Origin of the sequence: Corynebacterium sp. Z-1 (genome assembly GCF_031844665.1) — a bacterium.
GTDB classification, from domain to species: Bacteria; Actinomycetota; Actinomycetes; order Mycobacteriales; family Mycobacteriaceae; genus Corynebacterium; species Corynebacterium sanguinis.
Map to the genome: position 1 here is coordinate 1,365,888 of NZ_CP134621.1, position 21,558 is coordinate 1,387,445.

Sequence of the window (21,558 nt, forward strand, 5' to 3'; positions counted from 1 at the left end):
GATTACTGGGCCCTAGATCTGCAGCCCAGGCACTGCGTTGCGCAGCAGATCGAGGATCTGTGGCAGGAAGCCACCGACAGCCGCCGCGATTCCGGCGATGATGGTGACAAACAGGGCCAGCGCGCCGAAGGAGGAACCGCCGTTCGGGGTGTTCTCAGCGGCCCCTTCAACGGTAACGGGCACGGTGACGTCGGTGCCGGCGTCGGTGGTGATGCGCAGGGTGTAAACGCCGGCAAATTCCTTCGGGATGCCGAAGGTCAGGCTCGCCTTACCGGCCTCGTTGTAGTCGGCGGGGCCGAAGTCGTAGTCGATATCGGAGGTGTACTTCAGGTCCCCGAGCTCGATGGTGACCGTCTTGGCTGTCTCGCCCAAGGTGTAGATCAAGGAGGACAGGTCAATCGTCGCGGCTTCGCCGGCGACGAGCGGGGTGGCGATGTGGACGCCGACGTTCGACTGGCCGGTGCGCGGTGCGGGAGCGTCGCCGCCGCCGAGGTAGGACGTCAGGTACTCGGTGAACGCCTGGATGTCGATGTAGCCGAGCTGCGCCAGCGGGGTGCCCTGGGCCAGCGCGGTGAAGCTGTCGCCGCCGTTGAGCAAGAAGGTGGAGCCTGCGACGACGTAGTCCTTGGCCGGGTCGAGCGGCTGGCCGTCGATAAGCACGCTCGTGATGCGATCGCCGTCCGCGCGGGTCGGGTCGTAGGTGTAGGAGACGTTGTCGGACACGCCCAGGGAAAGCATGGGGCGGGAACCTTCAGCGCCCTTTTTCCACTGCTGCTCCAGGGCGGCCTTGAAATCCGCGCCCTTCAGCGTGGTGTAGGTGATCTCGTTGCCGAAGGGCTGGACCTTGAACGCGTCCTCGTAGGTGACCTCTCCTTCAAGCAGGTCATCGCGCACGCCACCCGCGTTCATCACAGCAAGATCAGGCTTCACCGGCGAGTTGTTGGACACGCCCCACATAGCGACGTTCGCCAGCAGGTTGTTGAGCTGAGACTCGACGCCACGGTTGGAGCCGGGAGCGGCATCCTTGTTCGCGCCACGGTACAGCGAGTTGCTCAAGGTGCCGATGACCTTGCTGCCCTCTTCTTCCGCCTGCGCGTTGGCTGCGTCGATGACCTCCTGAATCTCGGAGTTCGGGGTGTCGCACGCGATGATGGCGTCAGCGCGCAGCAGCTCCTTCTTCTCGACCGTGAGGGTATCGGTGTCCTTGTCGTAGGCGAAGTCGACGTTGGCCAGGCCCTGCGAGTACTGGCCCGCCTGGAAGATGATGGGGGAAGTGCCTTGCGGATCGATGAACTGGTGGGTGTGGCCCATGAACACAGCGTCGACGTTGTCCGACCACGCGCTGGGATCGATGTTGCCCTCGTGCGGCAGGGCGATGACGACATCGGCCTCGCCGGAGGCGGTGAGTGCGTCCGCGCGCGTGTTGATGGCGTCGACCGGGTTCGCCCAGGTGATGCCCTGGATGTCGGCCGGGCTAACCAGGTTGGGCATGTCGTCGGTGACGGAGCCGATGAACGCTACCTTGACGCCGTCGAGATCCATGATCTCGTAGTCCTTGACGCCGGTTGAGCGATCCAGGCCGTTAGCGCCCTCAGCGAGGTAGGTCCACTCCGCATTCGGCACAATGCGCTGGGTCAGGTCGTCCGCGCCCTTGTCGAACTCGTGGTTGCCCACCGCGGAAACATCGAGGCCCATGAGGTTCATGATGTCGATCGTCGGCTCGTCGTCCAGAATCATCGAGGCAAACGGGGATGCGCCGACGAGGTCGCCGGAGGAGGTGAACGCGTGGGCACGGTCGCCAGCGGCGCGGTCGATGGCGCACTTCAGCGCGACGGCGCCGGGGACCTTGTCGCGCGACTCGAGGTCCTGGTTCCAGCGGCCGTGGAAGTCGGTGATGTTGGAGATGGTGAAGTGCCCGGTCTGTGCAACCGGTGCGGCTGGTTCAGTCGGCTCTGCGGAGGCGAGGGGCAGGCCGGCGAGCGCGAGGGCGCTGACCGACACAGTGGCGAGGGAAGTGGTCACGGAGCGAAACCGCATGGGGACAGGTCCTTTCACAAAGCGCATGCAGGAAGTTATGCGATGATCACCATAGGGTTCCAAGGTGGATCGCAGGTGCCGGCTTGTTGAACAATTGGTTAAGCTTCCCGCGCCCACATGCGGGTATCTTGGCAACCATGAGCTACCTTGATTCGGATTACCTCGGGGGCCTGTCGTCACTGACCGGAAGCGCGCCCGCTTTCGACACCGCCAACCTGCCCGACGACCCCTTCGAGCTTTTTGCCCAATGGTTCGAAGCAGCAGTCGCCGCGGGCTGTGACGACGTGCGCGCCGCGACGGTGGCGACGGTTGACGAAAACGGCGTCCCCGACGCGCGCGTGATGAACCTCATGGAGCTCAGTGACACCGGCTTCTGCTTCGGCACCGGCGCGGACTCCACGAAAGTGGAGCAACTCAGCGACAGCCCCGTCGCGGCGCTGAACTTCTGGTGGCAGCCGATGAACCGCGCGGTGCGCGTCCGCGGAGCCGCGCGTCTCGACGGCTCATCGGATGAGCACTTCAGCATCCTGCGCGTCGAACCGGTGCGCTTGGAGTTTTTCCAAGCAGTTGACGCACGCAACGCCACCCGCGTCGAGTACAGCTACGAGGCCAGCGGGTGGGTCGCCACGGTGCTCGACCACTAAGTGCGGGTTGGCGTTGGTGGGGGCGTCGATAAGCGGCTAGTTCGTGGCTTGCTCGAGCAGCGAATCCTCGAGGGCTTGCTCCGCGACGGGCGCGGCCGGCTGCTCCTCGACGGTCACGACCTCAGGGGCCTGAATCGCGGGCTTATCGACGCCAAAATACGTGTCCAGGCCCTTGACGTTGAACTGGGTGGAGTTGTAGCGGCTGTTGTCGGACGTGTTCCACTGCGAGATCACGATGTCCATATTTGCCAGGGTTGAGCCCGGCACGATGTAGGCGCCATAGGGCTGGGAGAAGTTGAGCGGTGTTTGCTCGTTGGTCCAGCTGCCGTGGCGCGCGACCACCGCCACGGGCACCGAGTTCCAATCCTGGGCAAGCGTGTCGGAGACGCGGACCTCGATCTGCAACGTCTGCTCGTTGAACATTGCCAGCACCCAGTGGCCGTCGATGAAGCGCAGGTTCATCTCACCGGCCTGGACCCCGCTCAAGATCGGCGCGCCGCTTGTCGACCACGAGCCCGTCGCGGGGTTGAAGACCTCCCATGCCGAGCGGTCGGCGATGTTGTCGAGCGTGAAACGGGACAGGTAGACGGGGTGGTCGCGCTTGAATGACGACGACACCACGTAGATGTAGCCGTCCTGGCCGCGCTCCCAGGAAATCAAGTCACCCATGCCGCTGAGGTAGGTCGTCGGCGTTGTGCCGAGGCTCGCCCACGTGCGCCCGTTGTCCGTTGACTTCCAAATTTCCGTGTGCAGCACGTTGCCGATGCCGCGGTTCCACATGCCCTGCATGTACAGCGTGCCGTCGATGTTAATCAGGTCGGAGGGAATGAGCGTGAGGCCGTCGACGTGCGGGTAGTCCAGCAACTGCTCGACTTTATCGCCGGCGTTGAGCGGGCGGATGATCTCGATGATCCCGTTGACTAGCTGCGCGACCACACCCACCGGGCTCATCCACTCGCCGCGCAGGCCGGTCTCACGGAAGGAATCGCCGAAGATGAGCGCGAAGGTGCCGTTGTCTAGCGGGGCCATGATGCCGAGGTCGCCGGAGCGGAATCCCACCAGGTCAGAGATGCCGGGGCCAAGAATGTCACCCATGATCTGCACGATGAACTCTCCGGGCATGACCACAGGGGTGCCCGGCTCGGTGTGGTTGAGATCAGGCGCGGTCGGGCGCGTGCCACTTGAGCTCAGCGAACTTTGTGCAGTCGCCGGGGATGACGCGAGATTGAAAAGCGTCGTTGCGCTGAGAGCAGCGGTGGTGACGAGGGCTAGGGTGCGGGAGGTGATGCGCATGGGACTTCGGGGACTCGCTTCGGTAATTCGGTTCGGGAACGCTGGGGACTATACCGGTCTGGGGGGTGCGCTGGGGAGCTTGTTGGTGGTGCGGGTTTTCTTGAGGTCTAGCACCTATACCTCAGCGCGCCCGAACAAAACCCGAACTACCGACGGTGCCGCCCACCCTTGGAAGCGTCTTGCTGCTCGCGGCGGATGCGCATCTTCTCCACCTCCGTGAGGTAGGCGGCCGACGACGCCCGAAAGCTCGTCGTAGGCGTGAAGTCAATCGAAGCCGGACCCGCCACGGGGCGAGATCGACGAGCCGGCGCAGCGATATCTTCCGGGTCGATCGCAGCGTCACGTTCCACAACCACCGACCACGTTCCGTCGGGGAACGTGACCAAGTTCCAGTCGCGCTCGGGTTCCGGCGCCGGCACAGTTAACGCTGGTACGGGGGCCGGCTCCGTGGCCGGTTCGGAAACGTCGAGGCCAACCATCGCGTCGATGATGTGGGCGCGGGCGTAGGAGGTGGGGGCGTCGATAAGCGACGCTAATGCGGCGTTGTCGGCATCAGAGACGGTGCCCAGTACGCGCCCGTCGAGGGTGATCACGACGGCGTCGCCGACAATCGACAGACCAACCAGCCATTGGCCGGGGGAGCGCGCAGCCAGCTCGGCGGCGGTGAACTCGCCGGTCGAGGTGTCGACGGCGATCATGTCGCCGGGGCCGAGAACGACCGCGCCCGCGGGGGCATTGTTGCGGGGCACGCACATCTGTGGCGGGGGCAGGTACACCTGCACATCGCACCGACCTCGCTCAGAATCAAAGCGGGCCCCCGCGATGGTGCTCGGCACGAAGCCGGACGCGTGGACGCGTTCGATGGCGGGGAAGCGGCTGCGCACAGCCGCAGCGATGGCACCGATCACGTGCTCGCCCGCGCGCACTCGCCAGCCGCGGGTCAGCGGGTCCGGCTCAAGTCGAACCTCGAGGTAGGTGGTGCCGAACGTGCTGGTCACGTCGCTGAAAAGCAGCGCCTGGACCAAGTGGTCGACGTCAATCTCTTCTGCTGCCCCCCACGCCGAGGGCGCGAGGGGGTAGACAGTCGGGCCGCTCACGTAACTAGTGCTCAGCGGCGTCCGCGTCAGCCTTGGTGGCGTGGAAGGTGCCGTGCTTGTGCTCAGGAGCAGCGTAGATGGAGTACAGCTTCGCGGGCTCGTCGCCCTCGTTGACGAAGTTGTGCCACTTGCCGGCCGGCACGAAGATGGCGAAGTCGTCGTGGACCGTCTCGTCGAGCTCGAGCGCGGTCTCGCTCGTGCCGATCATCGCGCGCAGGGAGCCAGCCTCGAGGCGAAGGAACTGATCGTGGTCGTCGTGGATCTCAGCGCCGATCTCGCCACCGGCAGGAATGGTCATAACGGTGAGCTGCAGGTGCTCGCCGGTCCAGAGGGTGTCACGGAAGGCGTCGTTGTCGACCGTGGCCTTCTCAATGTCTACTGCGTAGGGCTTCGGGCCGTGATCTCCAGTGCCGTGAGACATACTAATCTCTCCTTACATACCGAGTACGTTTACACCTTCGACGATACCCCTTATTCGGCCTCGGGTTTGGCTAACTTGAGAACCTTCGCAGGTACACCCCGGTAAGCGAGTCGGGGTTCGCGGCGACAGCGCTCGGGGTGCCGTGGGCGACGATGCGGCCGCCAGCGGAGCCCGCGCCCGGGCCGAGGTCAATGATGTAGTCGGCGCGCGCAATCACGGCGGGGTTGTGCTCGATGACGATGACGGTCGCGCCGGCGTCGACAAGCCGGTCGAAGAGGTCAACCAGCGCGGCCGAGTCGGCGACGTGCAGCCCTGTGGTCGGCTCGTCGAGAACGAACATCGTCGCCTTGTCCGACAGATGGCTCGCGAGTTTCAGGCGCTGGCGCTCGCCGCCGGACAGGGTGGTCAGCGGCTGGCCGAGCGTGAGGTAGCCCAGGCCCACGTCGACGAGGTGGCCGGCGATGCGCGCGGCTGCCGGGACCTTGTTCTCGGTGAAGAACTCCGCGGCACGCACGGCGGGCATGTCCAGCACCTCGGCGATGTTGAGCCCGCCGAAGGTGTGCACGAGCACGGCGTCGTCGAAGCGCTTGCCCTCGCACACGTCGCACGTGATGTCGACGCCCTGCATCATGCCCAGGTCGACGTAGACGACGCCGGCCCCCTTGCAGTTGGCGCAGGCGCCTTCGGAATTCGGCGAAAATAGGGCGGGTTTCACCCCGTTGTGCTTGGCAAACGCCTTGCGGATCGGGTCCAGCGCGCCGGTGTAGGTCGCGGGATTCGATCGGCGCGAGCCGCTAATCGAAGCCTGGTCCACCCACACGGCGGAATCATCAAGCGGGATCGCGCGCACGAGCGAGGACTTGCCGGAACCCGCCACGCCGGTGATCACGGTCAGCGTCCCGCGCGGGATGTTGGTGTCCACACCCACCAGGTTGTTCTCGCTCGCGCCGCGGATCTCGAGTGTGCCGTCGCCCGCCCGGCACTCCGCGTCCGGCTTGAGCCGGTAGCGCTTGTGCAGGTGGCGGCCGGTGATGGTGTCAGAGCACTTGAGCGTATCGACGCCCCCCTCAAACACCACCTCTCCACCCGCGGCACCCGCCCCGGGGCCCAGCTCGACGACGTGGTCGGCGATCTCGATAGTCTGCGGCTTGTGTTCAACCACGAGCACTGTGTTGCCCTTGTCGCGCAGCTGCAGAAGCAAGGTGTTCATCCGCTCGATGTCGTCGGGGTGCAGCCCGGCGGTGGGCTCGTCGAAGACGTAGGTCACATCCGTTAGCGCGGAGCCGAGGTGGCGGATCATTTTTATGCGCTGCGCCTCGCCGCCGGACAGCGTCGACGTCGGGCGGTCGAGGGTGATGTAGCCGAGCCCGATGGTGACGAAGTGGGCCAGCGTTTCGCGTATCGCGGAGGTAAGCGGAGCCGCGGAGGCGTCGTCAAGCTGAGCGAACCATGCGGCGAGGTCGGCGACTTCCATCGCGCACAGCTCAGCGATGTTCTTGCCGCGGATGCGCGACTCACGTGCGTGGTCGGCAAGACGCGTGCCACCGCAGGCGGGGCACGGCGCGGTGGTGACGGCGCGCTCGACGAACTCGCGCATCGCCTTTTGCATTCCCTCCTTTTCCTTGGTCAGCAGGGACTTGCTCAGCTTCGGTATCAACCCCTCGTAGGTGGTGTTGATGCCCAGGAAGTCCACCTTGCGCGGCTCGGCGTACAACAAAGTGTGCAGCTGCTCGTCGGTGAATTCGCCGACGGGCCGGTCGGTGGGGAAGAAGCCGGAGTCCGAGAAGTGACGCAGCTGCCACGACCCGGGCTTGTACCCGGGCACCGTCACCGCGCCCTCATCGAGCGATTTCTGCTTGTCGACGACCTCGTCAACGTCCAGGACCGAAGCACGCCCCGTGCCTTCGCAGTCGGGGCACATTCCGCCGGTGCGCTTGTAATCTTTGAGGACCTTTTTGTTGCCGCGGGCGTCGGTAAGCACGCCCCCGGCGCTGACGGAGGGGACGTTGAAGGAGTAGGCGCCGGGGCCGCCCGCGTTGGGTTGCGCGATGCGGGAGAACAGCACGCGCAGCATGGCGGTCGCGTCGGTCGCGGTTCCGACGGTGGAGCGCGCGTTCGTGCCGAGCTGGTTTTGATCTACGATGATCGCCGTGGTCAGACCCTCGAGGCGGTCGACGTCGGGGCGCGCCATCGACGGCATGAAGCCTTGGATAAATGTGGAGTAGGTCTCGTTGATCAGCCGGCGCGATTCGGCGGCGATGGTGTCGAAGACCAGCGAGGACTTGCCGGAGCCGGATACGCCCGCGAACACGGTCAGGCGCCGTTTCGGGATGTCGAGGGAGACGTTTTTGAGGTTATTCTCGTGCGCCCCGACGACGCGGATGAACTCGTAGTAGTCCGCCGCGCGCGTGTCACTCATCGGCTCGGCTTGGCAGGCAGCATCTTCTTCACCAGCGTGACGACGCCGGCGACGAGAAGACCCGTGATCAGGCCGACGATGAGGGAGACGCCTGTGTCAACGAACCAGCCTGCGACGCCGCCACCGACGGCTTCCTGGCCGGAGACGATGATGTCGTGCAGCCAGTGCAGGCCGAACACCTCGTCGAGACCGCGGATAATGAGGTGGCCGCCGACCCACAGCATGGCGACCGTGCCGATTATGCCGATCGCGCTGAGCACGTACGGCATGGCCTGAACCAGCGCGCGGCCGAAGCCCACAGCATTGCCGCGGCGGATCATGCCGAGGCCGATGTCGTCGATCTTGACCAGCAGGGCCACCGCGCCGTAGACCGCGAGGGTAATAAAGATGCCCACTGAGGCGAGGACCACCGCCTCCATCCAGATCGGCTCGTCCTTGACCTCGTCGAGGGCGATAATCATGATCTCGGCCGAGAGGATCAGGTCCGTGCGGATTGCGCCCGAGACCAGGGCGTCTTCGTCCTTTTCGTCCTTCTCGGTGCCCTGGGCGTTCTCGTGGGTGTCGTGTGAGGAGAAGAACTTGTGCAGGATCTTCTCCGCGCCCTCGAAGCAGAGGTAGGCGCCGCCGATCATGAGGATCGGCACCAGCGCCCACGGGGCGATGGCGTTGAGCAGCAGTGCGATCGGGAGGATGAAGAGCAGCTTGTTGCGGAACGAGCCCTTCGCAATGCGCCAGATCATCGGCAGCTCGCGCGCCGGGGTGACGTCGCGCACGTACTGCGGGGTCACTGCGGCGTCGTCGATCACCACTCCGGCGGCCTTGGCGGAGGTCTTGGCGGTCATTGCGGCGACATCGTCGGCGGATGAGGCGGCGGTGCGGGCGATCAGGGCGACGTCGTCAAGCAGCGCGAGTAGGCCACCGGCCATGGTGTGCCCCTTTCAGGTAAGGGTGAGAGCGTTAGACATGGAAATCTTAGTGCACCGCATAGCGCCGTGCGGTGGGTAAGGTGTGGTCATGTCTGATCTAGTGACATCCACGGCGCGTGTCGCCACGGAAAGGCCCGCACGCTACGCGAAACAACTGGCCAGCCACCTCGGCCGGAAAATCGAGACTGCCTTCGACCCGGATACCGGCCGCGGCCAGCTCATTTTCCCACCGCGCGACGGCGTCCCGGTGGGCACCTGCGACATGTTGTGCGGGGACAACGTGCTGGTGCTTGCCATGGAGGCGCCGTCTGAGAATATCGACCAGGCTGAGGAGATTGTCGGCAAGCACCTCGAGCGCTTTGGAGAAACTGATGGGCTTGTAGTGACGTGGGTGCGCACGGGGGAGGGAAAGCGGGGGTGAACGGGGGGTAAACTTCGTGGAGCGCGCCGCCTGTCACCAGCGAAAATGCAGAAACTTTGCAGAGAAAATCTAACTTTGTATTAAAAATCCAATTTTTGTGATGAAATATTCGCAATTCGCTTGCGGGTGATCTGGAGTACATGGTGCACCTGGAGAACTCGGTGGAGCGAAGCGTTGTGCAGTCGGTCGAAGATAAAGGAGATTCGCTTTGCGATTTAAGAAAGTAACCTCCGTGGCAGCAGCCAGCGCACTCGCGCTCGGCCTCGCTGCCTGCGGTTCAGAATCGGGCTCCGGCTCAAACAACGCTCAGGGTGGCGGCGGTGACAACTACGTCCTCGCTAACGGCAGCGAGCCACAGAACCCGCTGATTCCGGGCAACACCAACGAGACCGGCGGCGGCCGCATCGTGGAAAACATCTTCTCCGGCCTCGTGTATTACGACGGGGAAGGCAACGCGCATAACGAGCTCGCTGAATCCATCGATCTTGAGGGGGACAAGACCTACCGCGTAACGCTCAAGGACGACATCAAGTGGTCCGACGGCTCCCCGGTCACCGCCGAAGATTTTGTTAAGGCGTGGAACTACACCGTCGAGAACGCCCTTCTGAGCGCTTACTTCTTCGAGCCAATCCTGGGCTACGAAGAGGGCAAGGCCGAGATGGAGGGCCTCGAGGTCGTCGACGACAAGACGTTCACCATCGAGCTGAACCAGCCGGAAGCCGACTTCGTCTCCCGACTGGGCTACTCCGCCTACTACCCGATGCACCCGAGCGCGTACGACAACATCGACGCCTACGGTGAAAACCCGATCTCCAACGGACCCTACAAGCTGGCCGAGTGGAACCACAACCAAGACGCCACGATCGTCCCGAACGAGGAGTACACCGGTGATCGCGCCGCGCAGAACGACGGTGTGAACTTTGTGTTTTACGCTCAGCAGGACGCGGCCTACGCCGACCTGCTCGCCGGCAACCTGGATGTGCTCGACGCCGTTCCGGACTCCGCCTTCGCCACCTTCCAGGACGAGCTCAGTGAGCGTGCTGTGAACCAGCCTGCTGCTGTGTTCCAGTCCTTCACCATTCCGGAGAAGCTTGAGCACTTCTCCGGCGAGGAGGGCAAGCTGCGCCGCGCCGCGCTGTCGCGCGCGATCAACCGTGAGGAGATCACCGACACGATCTTCCAGGGCACGCGCACTCCGGCGACCGACTTCACCTCCCCTGTGATCCCGGGCCACTCCGACAGCCTGGATGGCTCCGAGGTGCTCACCTACGACCCGGAGGAGGCGAAGCGCCTGTGGGCTGAGGCGGACGCGATCTCGCCGTTTAACGGCCAGTTCAGCATCTCCTACAACGCTGACGGAGGCCACCAGGCCTGGGTCGACGCCGTGGCCAACTCGATCCGCAACACGCTTGGCATCGACGCGGTGGGCAACGCCTACCCGGACTTCAAGTCCCTGCGCGACGACGTGACCAACCGCACTATCACCGGCGCGTTCCGTACCGGCTGGCAGGCCGACTACCCCTCGCTGGGCAACTTCCTCGGCCCGCTGTACGGCACCGGCGCTGGCTCCAACGACGGTGACTACTCCAACGCGAAGTTCGACCAGTTGCTCAAGGATGCTGCCAACTCCGGCGACATTGAGAGCGCAACCCCGATCTACAACGAGGCGCAGGAAATTCTTCTGGAAGATCTCCCGGCGATCCCCCTGTGGTACTCCAACGTGACAGGCGGATCCTCCGAGAACGTCGACAATGTGACCTTCTCCTGGAAGTCCCAGCCGGTCTACCACGAGATCACTAAGCAGTAACACCCCAGTGATAGCCCACCACCCCGCTTGCGCTCGGCTTGCGGGGTGGTGGCATTTCGCCGTTTTATAGTATTCACCTACCCGCAAATTTCATCTTCAAGACAAGGAGGGCCCGCGAGAAATGCTGCGATATATTGGGCGACGCCTTCTCCAGATGATCCCGGTGTTCTTCGGCGCGACGCTGCTGCTGTACGCGCTGGTGTTTTTGATGCCCGGTGATCCAGTTCAGGCCCTCGGCGGCGACCGCGGCCTGACCGAGGCGGCGCGCGCACGCATTGAGGCCGAGTACAACCTCGACCAACCGTTCATTGTGCAATACCTGCTCTACATCAAGGGCATTTTCACCGGCGACTTCGGCACGACGTTTTCGGGCCAGCCCGTGTCCTCAGTGATGGCCAACGCTTTCCCGGTGACCATCAAGCTCGCACTCATGGCGCTCGTCTTCGAGGCCGTGTTTGGCATCATTTTCGGCGTCATCGCGGGTGTGCGCCGCGGCGGCATCTTCGACTCCACGATCCTGCTCGTGTCCCTGTTCGTCATCGCCGTCCCGTCCTTCGTGATCGGCTTCGTCCTGCAGTACGTCGTGGGCGTGCAGTGGCAGCTGCTGCCTGTAACGGTGGGCCGCAACGAATCGTTTACCGCGCTATTGATGCCGGCGGTGGTGCTTGGTGCCTTGTCGTTTGCCTACGTGATCAGGCTGACGCGCCAGTCAGTCAGCGAAAACCTGCGCGCGGATTATGTGCGCACCGCCCGGGCCAAGGGCTTGAGCAACGGCCAGGTGATGAACCGCCACGTGTTGCGCAACTCCCTCATTCCGGTGGTCACTTTCCTGGGTGCCGACCTCGGCGCGCTGATGGGTGGCGCGATTGTCACGGAGGGCATCTTCGGGATCAACGGCGTGGGTGGCACCATCTACCAGGCGATTATCAAGGGCGAGCCCGCGACCGTGGTGTCGTTTACTACAGTGCTGGTGATCGTCTACATCATCGCCAACCTCATTGTCGATCTCCTCTACGCCGTTTTAGACCCAAGGATCCGCTATGCATAAGCCAAAGCTTGTCGACGCCCGCCTGCGCCGCGGGCAGGAATACTTCATCGCGGACACCGACGAGACCGGGCTCGGTGCCGTCGATGCGGTGCCAGATGACTCCGCCCCGTCGAGCCAGTGGGGTGAAGCCTGGCGCTACCTGCGCCGCCGCCCGCTGTTTTGGGTCTCCGCCCTCTTGATTCTTGTGGCGCTGGCCATGGCACTTGTCCCGAGCCTTTTCACCAGTGTCGACCCGCGCGAATGCATGCTGTCGCGCTCGCTGGGCGGGCCGGAGGCGGGCCACCCGTTCGGTTTCGACCGTCAGGGTTGTGACATCTACTCCCGCACCATCTACGGTGCCCGCGCGTCGGTGACCGTGGGCGTGCTCACCACCCTCATTGTCACGCTCGTCGGTTCACTAGTGGGCGCGATCGCCGGTTTCTACGGCGGGATCTGGGATACGATCCTTTCGCGCATCACCGACATCTTCTTCGCGGTTCCGCTCGTGCTCGCCGCGATTGTCGTGATGTCGATGTTCCAAGACCGCCGCTCCATCTGGATGGTTGTCCTTGCGCTCGCCATGTTCGGCTGGACGCAAATCGCCCGCATCACCCGCGGAGCGGTGCTGGGCGTCAAAAACGACGAGTTCGTCACCGCGGCGCGTGCCCTGGGAGCCTCGGACGTGCGGATCATCTCATCGCACATCATGCCGAACGCGGCCGCGCCGATCATCGTTTATGCCACGGTGGCGCTGGGCACGTTCATCGTCGCTGAAGCCACGCTGTCGTTTTTGGGCATTGGCTTGCCGACGACCGTGGTGTCGTGGGGCGGCGACATTTCGGCGGCGCAGGCGTCGCTACGTACTCAGCCCATGGTGCTGTTCTACCCGGCTATTGCTCTCGCTCTGACAGTGCTGAGCTTCATCATGATGGGTGACGCCGTGCGCGACGCCCTTGACCCGAAGGCGAGGACCCGATGAGTTCCACGGTGACACCGACCGAGCAACCGTTGTTGGACATCAGTGGGCTCAAGATCGCCTTCGAGTCCTCGACCGGCACCGTCGAGGCCGTCCGCGATTTCGATCTGACGATCTACCCGGGCCAGTCCGTGGCGATCGTTGGCGAGTCGGGCTCTGGCAAGTCGACTGCGGCGATGTCGATTCTGGGCCTTTTGCCGGGAACCGGCGAGGTCACGGCTGGCTCCATCACGTTCGACGGCAACGAGCTCGCCGGCCTCGACGAAAAGGGCTGGCAGGAGGTGCGCGGCCGCCAGATCGGTCTGGTGCCGCAGGACCCGATGAGCAACCTCAACCCGGTGTGGCGCATTGGCACCCAAGTTGAGGAGTCCCTGCGCGCCAACAACGTCGTCGAGGGATCGAAGCGCCACGAGCGCGTTGTCGAGCTGCTCGAGGAAGCTGGTCTACCTGATGCGGAACGCCGTGCGAAGCAGTACCCGCACGAGTTCTCCGGTGGCATGCGCCAGCGCGCCCTGATCGCGATCGGTCTTGCGTCGCGGCCGAAGCTGCTCATCGCCGACGAGCCGACTTCCGCGCTCGACGTGACCGTGCAGAAAAAGATTCTGGACCACCTCAAGGGTCTCACCCAGGAGCTGGGCACGGCACTGTTGTTCATCACGCACGATCTGGGCCTTGCCGCGGAGCGCGCCGATTTTCTCGTGGTGATGCACCGCGGCCGCATCGTGGAAAAGGGCCCGAGCCTGCAGATTCTGCGCAACCCGCAGCACGCCTACACGCAGCGGCTGGTCAAGGCGGCGCCGTCCTTGGCGTCGGCACGCATCCAGTCCGCGAAGGCTAAGGGCTTGCACACCTCGGAGGCGCTGACCAGCGGGAAGAGCAGCGATGAGGTTGTCGTCGCGGTGAAAAACCTGGTCAAGGAGTTCGACGTTCGTGGTGCGCGCGGGGACAAGAAGCTGCTGCGCGCGGTCGATGATGTCTCCTTCAACCTGCGCCGCGGTTCCACGCTGGCGCTGGTGGGCGAGTCCGGTTCGGGCAAATCCACTGTTGCCAACATGGTGCTCTCTCTGCTCGAGCCCACGAGTGGCTCGGTGGAGTTCGAGGGCCGCGACGTGTCGTCGCTGAAGGGCAACGAGCTTTTCGCGATGCGACGCAAGATGCAGGTGGTGTTCCAAAACCCGTACGGTTCGCTCGACCCGATGTATTCGATCTACCGATGCATTGAGGAGCCACTCAAGTTGCACAAGGTGGGCAACCGCAAGCAGCGCGAGGAGCGCGTCGCCGAGCTGCTCGACATGGTTCAGATGCCGCGCTCCGCGATGCGCCGCTACCCGAACGAGCTTTCGGGCGGTCAGCGCCAGCGCATCGCGATCGCGCGTGCGCTCGCGCTTGGGCCCGAGGTCATTGTGCTCGACGAGGCGGTCTCCGCGCTCGACGTGCTCGTCCAAAACCAAATCCTGCAACTGCTGACCAGCCTGCAGGACGAGCTGGGGTTGAGCTACCTGTTCATCACCCACGACCTGGCGGTGGTGCGGCAAACCGCCGACGATGTTGTGGTCATGCGCCAGGGTGCCGTGGTGGAGCAGGGCACCGCGGATACGATCTTCGACCACCCGGTCGACGACTACACCAAAAACCTCATCGATTCCGTGCCTGGTCTCGGTATCGAGCTGGGCACAGGGGAGAACCTGGGCATCGAGGTGAAGTAGGGCGCGGACGACCTCAGCGCATTCTTGACCTGGTTTTGGCAGGTTGGGCGCGCTGAGATTTTCGAAATCGGCCGGGGCTCCAAGCGCCGTGGGTGTCTCAGGGCGGCGCCCACACCCCCGCCGACCCAGTTCCTGCATCCGCGCGACATCTAGTACAGTAACTCCCACAACCGCATACACACGGGTGCTCCCTTCATCACTGCGAGGGGGCTGAGACGCGGCGGCGCGATGACCGCTGCGAACCGTCGAACCTGATCCGGGTAATGCCGGCGAAAGGAAGAAGAGTTTTACATGGTCAGTACTTCACGTGCATCCTCGCGCCTTCAGTGGCGCGTCATCGATATTGTTACCGCGGCCGTGCTCGGCGTGGCATGCGGCCTCATTTTCTGGGTGTGGAACACCGTCGGTTACGCGGGTTTTACCGCGATGGACGCGCTCACCCCGGGCCTCGGGGGGTTGTTCAACGGCGTCTGGTTCCTCGGCGGTATCATTGGCGGGCTGGTGATTCGCAAGCCGGGGGCGGCGATTTTTGTGGAGGTGCTCGCCGCGTGCGTGTCGGCGGTGCTGGGCAGCCAGTGGGGCATTGAAACCATCTACTCAGGTCTCGCCCAGGGCATCGGTGCCGAGCTCGTCTTCGCCGCATTCGCTTACCGACGCTTCTCCCTGACCACATCCGTGCTCGCCGGCGTTGGTGCCGGCATCGGCGCGTTCCTGCTTGAGTTGTTTACCGCCGCCAACCTCGCGATGAGCCTGTCGTTCAACCTGATCTACCTCCTGTGCACCGCCATTTCCGGAGCTCTGCTTGCCGGGGTGCTCGGGTGGATGCTGGTGCGCGCCCTCGCGCAGACCGGGGCACTGGATCGCTTCGGCCCTGGCCGGGAACGTTTCGCGACGCCGGCGTCGTAACGCAATGGCCGCGATTCTCGCGCGCGAGCTGGGCTACAAGCACGCGACACGCGCCGAGCCCGCGTTTGCGGGCGTGGACCTGACAGTCGAGCGAGGCGAGCGGATCCTGATCTCCGGCAATTCGGGCTCAGGCAAGTCGACGCTGCTGGCCGTGATCGCCGGTCTCGCAGCCGATGGCGATGACGGCCACTCCATGGGGTCGGTCACGGTCGACGGGACCGTGGGCATGGTCATGCAGGATCCGGAGTCGCAGACGATTTTGTCTCGCGTCGGTGACGACGTCGCCTTCGGCGCTGAAAACATCGCGGTGCCCGTCGCGCAAATCTGGCCCCGCGTGCGCTGGGCGCTTGATGCGGTGGGCCTCGACGTGGAGCTCGATCACAGCACGGCGCGGCTTTCGGGAGGGCAGAAGCAACGCCTCGCGCTGGCGGGGGTGTTGGCGATGGGCGCGGATATCATCATCCTCGATGAGCCGACCGCGAACCTGGACCCGAAGGGCCGCGACGAGATTATTCGCGCTGTCGATAAGGTCTGCGCGCAAACAGGCGCAACGCTGGTGGTCGTGGAGCATCGCCCGGCGCCGTGGAGTGCCGTGGTGGAGACCTACTACCGTCTTGATGAAGCGGGGCTGCACCGCATCGGTGAGTCCGAGCTCGCCCCCACCCCGCAGCTACCGCCAGCGAAAACGATCCCTGAGGGATGTGCCACGGCGGTGCGCGCCAGCGGGCTGCGCACCCGGTTTGGCCCGCGGCACGACCTGGCGATTGCACAGGGCTACTCCACGGTGATCACGGGTGAAAACGGCACAGGCAAGACCACCCTGGCGCTGGCCCTGGCGGGTTTGACGGCACCACGTGAGGGGACAGTGGCCTACAGCGAGGACATCGCGCAGGGGCTGACAAAACCCTCCCACACGTGGTCGTCGACGCACTTGTCGCAGCGAATCGGCTACGTCTTTCAGGAACCTGAGCATCAGTTTGTCACACCCACGGTGCGCCGTGAAATGGCACTGACCGGCGCGCCGGCGCAGCGCGTCGATACGCTGCTTGCGCGCCTGCGCCTCGAGCACCTCGTCGACGCCAACCCGTTTACCCTATCGGGCGGCGAGAAGCGCCGGCTGTCGGTGGCGACGGCGCTGGTCAACGCACCGCGGCTGGTGTTTTTGGACGAGCCGACCTTCGGCCAGGACGACACGACGTTCGCCGAGCTCGTCGCTCTTATCCGGGAACTGACCGAGGAGGGCATCACCGTGGTGTCGATCACCCACGATGAGGCATTCATGGCTTCGCTCGGTGACGCCGTGCTCGCGCTCGAGGCGGTGGCGCGGTGAACGTGCTCAAAACCGTCAACCCGGTGACCCGCATTCTCGCACTGGCCCTTCTCACCACGCCGCTGATGCTCACCCTCGACGTCGTCTCCGCCGCGGTGACGGTCGCGCTCACGGTCGCCGCTGCGCCGTTTTGCGGGGTTTCCTGGCCCAGGCTGCTCCGCCGCGCCTGGCCGCTGCTTCTCATCGCGCCGATCGCCGGGATTCCCATGGCGCTGTACGGCCGCAGCGGGGGAGAGGTGTACTTCTCCTGGGGGCTGATCAACGTCACGGAGCTGTCGCTGAGCTTGGCGCTCGCGGCGGGCGTGAGGGTGCTGGCGGTGGCGCTGCCCGTGGTCGTGCTGTCCGCCGAGGTGGACCCAACCGACCTCGGCGACGGCCTGGCGCAGGTGCTCAGACTCCCGGAGCGCTTCGTCATCGGCGCAGTCGCCGCGCTGCGCATGCTCACGCTGCTGCGCGAGGACCTCGACGCGATGCGGATGTCGCGCCGGGCGCGCGGCGTCGCCGACACCGGCCGCATCCGCCACCTGTTCTCGCTGGCCTTCGGCGTGCTGGTCATGTCACTGCGCCGCGCCGGCAAGCTCGCCACGGCGATGGAGGCTCGCGGCTTTGGCTCCGGTCCGCGCACGCACGCGCGCGTATCGACGCTTAACGCACGCGACGGCCTCGTCATGGCGGCCTGTCTCGGTGCGGCGCTGCTCAGCCTCGCGATCGCGTGGTACACGGGGCACCTTCGCCCCGTGTGGGCGGTGTCGATTTCGTGACACGCTACACGCTGCTCATCGACGGCCCTTCCGGCGCCGGGAAGACCACCCTCGCCGTACTGATCGGCGAGCGTCTTGGCATCAGGGTCGTGCACCTCGACGACTTTTACCCCGGCTGGGGCGGCCTGGCTGAGGGTGCGCGCATGGTCGCCGACGACGTGCTGCACCCAACCAGGCCGGGTTACTGGCGGTGGGACTGGCAGCGCCAGACGTGCGGCGAGTGGGTGCCGCTCAACCCGGGCGAGGACCTCATCGTCGAGGGTGTCGGTGCGGTAACGGGTGCGTCGCTATGCGCCGCGCGCAGGCTGGGGGATGTGGACACGCTGCGTATTGTGGCAGACGACGCGACGAGGAAGGCCCGCGCGCTCTCACGCGACGAGGATTTCGCCCAGTACTGGGACATGTGGGCAGCCCAGGAAGAAGCTCTGGAGAAGCCGCCTGTCGATGTCACTGTGTGGGTGGACTAAATCGCCGGTGTAAGTTCGACGTTATCGGCCCACGTCAGGTCCATGCCAAGAGTGCGCAACCACTGCATGGCGTCGTCGTCGTGGCGCGTGATGCCCTCGACAGCGTTGAGCGTGACGTCGATAGCTTTCTCGGCTTCCTCGGCCGTGATCAAGCCCGCGGAGGTCGCGGCGGCGAGCTCGTCGATATCGAGCACGTCAATCGGGTTACCGGTTAGCGAGACCAGGTCCACGTAGAGGTCGCGGGTGGCCCACACCGCGCCGTCGACGGCGATGTGGGCCACGTCGAAGTAGAAGTCCTGCTCGCGCTCCGAGCCCTCGCGAAAGTGGAAGATGTTGGCGCGCAGCCCGAGATCGGGCAGCAGCCAGCTTTCCAGGTAGCCGAACTCAGGGTGATTCGCGCCGCGCGCCATGTACAGGCCGAATTCGGTGACCTTGAACGTGTCCACCTCGCGCAGAAATCCCTTCGGGTCCGTGTTCGTCTTGGATGCGATATCGAAGGTCTCCTGCTTCACCGGGTGGAGGTCGGCGCTCATGATCTACCTCACATGGAAACTAGCTGCGGTCGGGGCGAAAGCGCAGACGTTGGTGGAGGTGCGGACACTTCCTCCGACGACTGCGAGAACCCGGCCTGAACCTGTATCGGCGGTCCCGGACAGGGTGGCCGGTCCTAACGGGTTTATTCCGTTGTTCACCAGTGGTGTTACACCGGTGCGCAGGGTGTCGAGGTTGATCCAGTATGCGTTTAACAGCCCCTGGTCCGTGGCGGCCGGAGGGGTGCCCAGCGCGGTGAAGACGAACGCGGCCTGTCCCGGGCCGGCTCCGGGGGTCGGAATCTCCGCGGGGCCGGGCACCGCGATGGCGGAGGCGGTCGAGTGGAGTCCTTCGCCGATGCAGTCCAGCGACACCGTCGGCCAGATGAACTGGGCAAACGTCGGCGCGTCAGAGGGCAGCGGCGGTCCGCCGATCTCGCCGGTGCCCGCGAAGAAGGACACGGCCGCGCGCAGGGCGTCCGCGGCCTCGGCGGGGACAAACGGCTGGCTGGCGAACTCGTTGACCTTCGCCACCGCGAGCGGGGTGGGGCGGCCGAGGTCGTCGATGTAGCGCGAGGCGTCGGGCAGCGCGGACATCTCGGCCGCCTGGGCGGCGGGCGCGGCGAACGTGGCGGTCAGGGCCAGCAGCGCGGCGGCTGCGGCGGACGCGTGGCGGTGGCGGCGTCGAGAAGCGAAAGCGGGGGCAGGCACAGCGCGGGTCCTTTTGTGAGGGAATTTAATAAAAGGGAAATTTACTCTAATCACAATAATCACATCATGGCGGTAGTCAAGTGGTAAGAATGCATTGAATAGGCAATGCGAGTAGGGTTTGAGGGGTTCTTTACCCCTATTTCTAAAGGAGCACCGGCTCAGTGTCGCATCCTGAATTCCGCAACGTCGCTATCGTCGCGCACGTTGACCACGGCAAGACCACCCTAGTCAACGCGATGTTGGAGCAGTCCGGCGTCTTCGCCGACCACGGTGAACACGGAGATCGGGTGATGGATTCCGGCGAGCTCGAGTCCGAGCGCGGAATCACGATTTTGGCCAAAAATACCTCCATCCGCCGCGCGGGCGCGGGCAAGGACGGGCGCGACCTCGTCATCAACGTCATCGATACCCCGGGCCACGCCGACTTCGGTGGCGAGGTCGAGCGCGGCCTGTCCATGGTCGACGGCGTCGTGCTGCTTATCGACGCCTCCGAGGGGCCGCTGCCCCAGACCCGCTTCGTCCTGGGCAAGGCCCTGGAGGCGAAAAAGCCCGTCATCATCTGCGTGAACAAGACGGACCGCCCCGACGCGCGTATCGACGAGGTCGTCGACGAAGCCCAGGACCTCCTGCTCGAGCTCGGCGCTGGCTTGGAAGATCCCGACGCCGCCGATGCCGCCGAGAACCTGCTTGAGCTGCCCGTGCTCTACACCTCGGGTCGCGCAGGCCGCGCCTCGCTGAACAACCCGGGCAACGGCGAGCTGCCCGACAACGACGACCTGCAGCCGCTTTTCGACGTCATCTACGACACCCTGCCCGAGCCCTCGGCGGACATCGACGCGCCGTTCCAGGCGCAGGTGACCAACCTGGACTCTTCGTCCTTCCTCGGCCGTATCGCGCTGATCCGCGTCTACGCCGGCTCGGTGAAGAAGGGCCAAACCGTGGCCTGGGTGCACTACGACGCCGACGGCAACCAGCACGTCAAGAACGTCAAGATCGCCGAGCTGCTGATCACCCAGGGCCTCGAGCGCATCCCGGCGACCGGCGAGGTCGTCGCGGGCGACATCGCCGCTGTGTCCGGCATCGACGAGATCATGATCGGCGACACCCTGACCGACCCCGAGAACGTCGTCCCGCTGCCGCGCATCAAGGTCGACGACCCGGCTATCTCCATGACCATCGGCGTGAACACCTCCCCGCTGGCTGGCCGCGGCGGCGGCGACAAGCTCACCGCCCGGATGGTCAAGGCGCGCCTGGACCAGGAACTGATCGGTAACGTCTCCATCCGCGTCCTGCCCACCGAGCGCCCCGACGCGTGGGAGGTGCAGGGCCGCGGTGAGATGGCGCTGACCGTGCTCATCGAGACCATGCGTCGCGAGGGCTTCGAGCTGACCGTGGGCAAGCCGCAGGTGGTGACGAAGGAGATCGACGGCAAGGTCCACGAGCCCTTCGACCACGTGATCATCGACACTCCCACCGAGTACCAGGGCGCGGTGACCCAGCTTATGGCGAACCGCAAGGGCCAGATGACGGGCATGTCCAACACCGGTTCCGGCGACTGGGTCCGCATGGAGTTCGATATCCCGTCCCGCGGCCTGATCGGCTTCCGCACCACCTTCCTGACCGAAACCCGCGGTGCGGGAATCGCCAACTCCTACTCCATCGAGCACCGCCCGTGGGCCGGCGAGATCAAGGGCCGCCCGACCGGCTCGCTGGTCGCCGACCGCTCTGGCCAGGTCACCGCGTACGCGCTGATGCAGTTGGCCGACCGCGGCGACTTCTTCGTCGAGCCGGGTGCAGAGGCTTACGAGGGCATGGTCGTCGGCGCCAACTCGCGCGACGAGGATATGGACATCAACATCACCAAGGAAAAGAAGCTGACAAACATGCGCTCCGCCACCGCGGACGCGACGGTCACCTTGGCCAAGGCGCGTACCCTGTCGCTGGATGAGGCGATTGAGTTCTGTGACGATGACGAGTGCGTCGAGGTTGCCCCGAACGCGATGCGCGTGCGCAAGATCATCCTCAACGCCACCGAGCGTGGGCGCGCGCGCTCGCGCGCGAAGCAGTTGAATAAGTAGG

Annotated in this window: 19 protein-coding genes and 1 riboswitch; of the genes, 11 read left to right on the plus strand and 8 right to left on the minus strand. The window is 64.9% G+C overall.

From position 1 onward, the window contains the following. Nucleotides 1-12: 12 nt before the first annotated feature. Nucleotides 13-2,022 (minus strand): bifunctional metallophosphatase/5'-nucleotidase, encoded by a 2,010-nt coding sequence (locus RIU96_RS06745; RefSeq protein ID WP_186365395.1) that lies wholly within the window; start codon nucleotides 2,020-2,022, stop codon nucleotides 13-15. 152 nt (nucleotides 2,023-2,174) lie between these two features. Here RIU96_RS06745 and RIU96_RS06750 point away from each other — a divergent pair, with 152 nt between their 5' ends. Beyond that, complete coding sequence (locus RIU96_RS06750) at nucleotides 2,175-2,681, plus strand: pyridoxamine 5'-phosphate oxidase family protein (protein WP_186365394.1); 507 nt, start codon at nucleotides 2,175-2,177, stop codon at nucleotides 2,679-2,681. A 36-nt stretch (nucleotides 2,682-2,717) separates the two neighbouring features. Here RIU96_RS06750 and RIU96_RS06755 read toward each other — a convergent pair whose 3' ends face one another. The 5 genes from RIU96_RS06755 to RIU96_RS06775 form a co-directional block, all read right to left on the minus strand. Further along, nucleotides 2,718-3,779 carry a DUF4185 domain-containing protein gene (locus RIU96_RS06755; RefSeq protein ID WP_144823126.1) on the minus strand — a complete coding sequence of 354 codons (1,062 nt, stop codon included), beginning with the start codon at nucleotides 3,777-3,779 and terminating at the stop codon, nucleotides 2,718-2,720. Nucleotides 3,780-4,120: 341 nt separating this feature from the next. After that, nucleotides 4,121-5,071, minus strand: a complete 951-nt coding sequence (locus tag RIU96_RS06760) for a hypothetical protein (protein WP_144823078.1) — start codon at nucleotides 5,069-5,071, stop codon at nucleotides 4,121-4,123. A 4-nt stretch (nucleotides 5,072-5,075) separates the two neighbouring features. Continuing rightward, nucleotides 5,076-5,492 carry a cupin domain-containing protein gene (locus tag RIU96_RS06765; protein WP_144823076.1) on the minus strand — a complete coding sequence of 139 codons (417 nt, stop codon included), beginning with the start codon at nucleotides 5,490-5,492 and terminating at the stop codon, nucleotides 5,076-5,078. Nucleotides 5,493-5,562: 70 nt separating this feature from the next. Then, entirely contained in the window at nucleotides 5,563-7,911 is a 2,349-nt protein-coding gene (locus RIU96_RS06770; RefSeq protein ID WP_259898332.1) for an ATP-binding cassette domain-containing protein, read from the minus strand. Next, nucleotides 7,908-8,837 (minus strand): DUF808 domain-containing protein, encoded by a 930-nt coding sequence (locus tag RIU96_RS06775; protein ID WP_259801204.1) that lies wholly within the window; start codon nucleotides 8,835-8,837, stop codon nucleotides 7,908-7,910. Before RIU96_RS06775 ends, RIU96_RS06770 begins: the two co-directional genes overlap by 4 nt. Before the next feature lie 88 nt (nucleotides 8,838-8,925). Here RIU96_RS06775 and RIU96_RS06780 point away from each other — a divergent pair, with 88 nt between their 5' ends. From RIU96_RS06780 to RIU96_RS06820, 9 genes are all read left to right on the plus strand, one after another. Continuing rightward, on the plus strand, nucleotides 8,926-9,258 hold the full coding sequence (locus RIU96_RS06780; RefSeq protein ID WP_144318478.1) for a DUF2218 domain-containing protein: 333 nt from the start codon (nucleotides 8,926-8,928) through the stop codon (nucleotides 9,256-9,258). A 232-nt stretch (nucleotides 9,259-9,490) separates the two neighbouring features. Beyond that, entirely contained in the window at nucleotides 9,491-11,065 is a 1,575-nt protein-coding gene (locus RIU96_RS06785) for a peptide ABC transporter substrate-binding protein (RefSeq protein WP_375544592.1), read from the plus strand. A 121-nt stretch (nucleotides 11,066-11,186) separates the two neighbouring features. Beyond that, entirely contained in the window at nucleotides 11,187-12,113 is a 927-nt protein-coding gene (locus RIU96_RS06790; RefSeq protein ID WP_144741864.1) for an ABC transporter permease, read from the plus strand. Next, nucleotides 12,106-13,071 carry an ABC transporter permease gene (locus RIU96_RS06795; RefSeq protein ID WP_144318475.1) on the plus strand — a complete coding sequence of 322 codons (966 nt, stop codon included), beginning with the start codon at nucleotides 12,106-12,108 and terminating at the stop codon, nucleotides 13,069-13,071. Before RIU96_RS06790 ends, RIU96_RS06795 begins: the two co-directional genes overlap by 8 nt. Beyond that, on the plus strand, nucleotides 13,068-14,774 hold the full coding sequence (locus RIU96_RS06800; protein ID WP_311204795.1) for a dipeptide ABC transporter ATP-binding protein: 1,707 nt from the start codon (nucleotides 13,068-13,070) through the stop codon (nucleotides 14,772-14,774). The genes RIU96_RS06795 and RIU96_RS06800 overlap by 4 nt, the downstream gene beginning before the upstream one ends. A gap of 170 nt (nucleotides 14,775-14,944) precedes the next feature. Next, nucleotides 14,945-15,069, plus strand: a riboswitch (TPP riboswitch). Further along, a complete protein-coding gene (locus tag RIU96_RS06805) occupies nucleotides 15,066-15,680 on the plus strand; it encodes an ECF transporter S component (protein ID WP_144778871.1) in 615 nt (204 codons plus the stop codon). Its footprint overlaps the riboswitch before it by 4 nt. Before the next feature lie 4 nt (nucleotides 15,681-15,684). Next, on the plus strand, nucleotides 15,685-17,010 hold the full coding sequence (locus RIU96_RS06810; protein WP_311204796.1) for an ABC transporter ATP-binding protein: 1,326 nt from the start codon (nucleotides 15,685-15,687) through the stop codon (nucleotides 17,008-17,010). After that, nucleotides 17,007-17,771 carry an energy-coupling factor transporter transmembrane component T family protein gene (locus RIU96_RS06815; protein WP_144318471.1) on the plus strand — a complete coding sequence of 255 codons (765 nt, stop codon included), beginning with the start codon at nucleotides 17,007-17,009 and terminating at the stop codon, nucleotides 17,769-17,771. The genes RIU96_RS06810 and RIU96_RS06815 overlap by 4 nt, the downstream gene beginning before the upstream one ends. Then, on the plus strand, nucleotides 17,768-18,238 hold the full coding sequence (locus tag RIU96_RS06820; RefSeq protein ID WP_259792990.1) for a nucleoside/nucleotide kinase family protein: 471 nt from the start codon (nucleotides 17,768-17,770) through the stop codon (nucleotides 18,236-18,238). Before RIU96_RS06815 ends, RIU96_RS06820 begins: the two co-directional genes overlap by 4 nt. Here RIU96_RS06820 and RIU96_RS06825 read toward each other — a convergent pair. Then, nucleotides 18,235-18,771 carry a ribonuclease FAU-1 family protein gene (locus RIU96_RS06825; protein WP_144318469.1) on the minus strand — a complete coding sequence of 179 codons (537 nt, stop codon included), beginning with the start codon at nucleotides 18,769-18,771 and terminating at the stop codon, nucleotides 18,235-18,237. The two genes, RIU96_RS06820 and RIU96_RS06825, sit on opposite strands and share 4 nt — an antisense overlap. 3 nt (nucleotides 18,772-18,774) lie before the next feature. Next, entirely contained in the window at nucleotides 18,775-19,479 is a 705-nt protein-coding gene (locus RIU96_RS06830) for an Rv1157c family protein (RefSeq protein WP_144741873.1), read from the minus strand. A 161-nt stretch (nucleotides 19,480-19,640) separates the two neighbouring features. Here RIU96_RS06830 and typA point away from each other — a divergent pair, with 161 nt between their 5' ends. Continuing rightward, complete coding sequence (typA, locus tag RIU96_RS06835) at nucleotides 19,641-21,557, plus strand: translational GTPase TypA (protein WP_311204797.1); 1,917 nt, start codon at nucleotides 19,641-19,643, stop codon at nucleotides 21,555-21,557. Nucleotide 21,558: the final 1 nt, after the last annotated feature.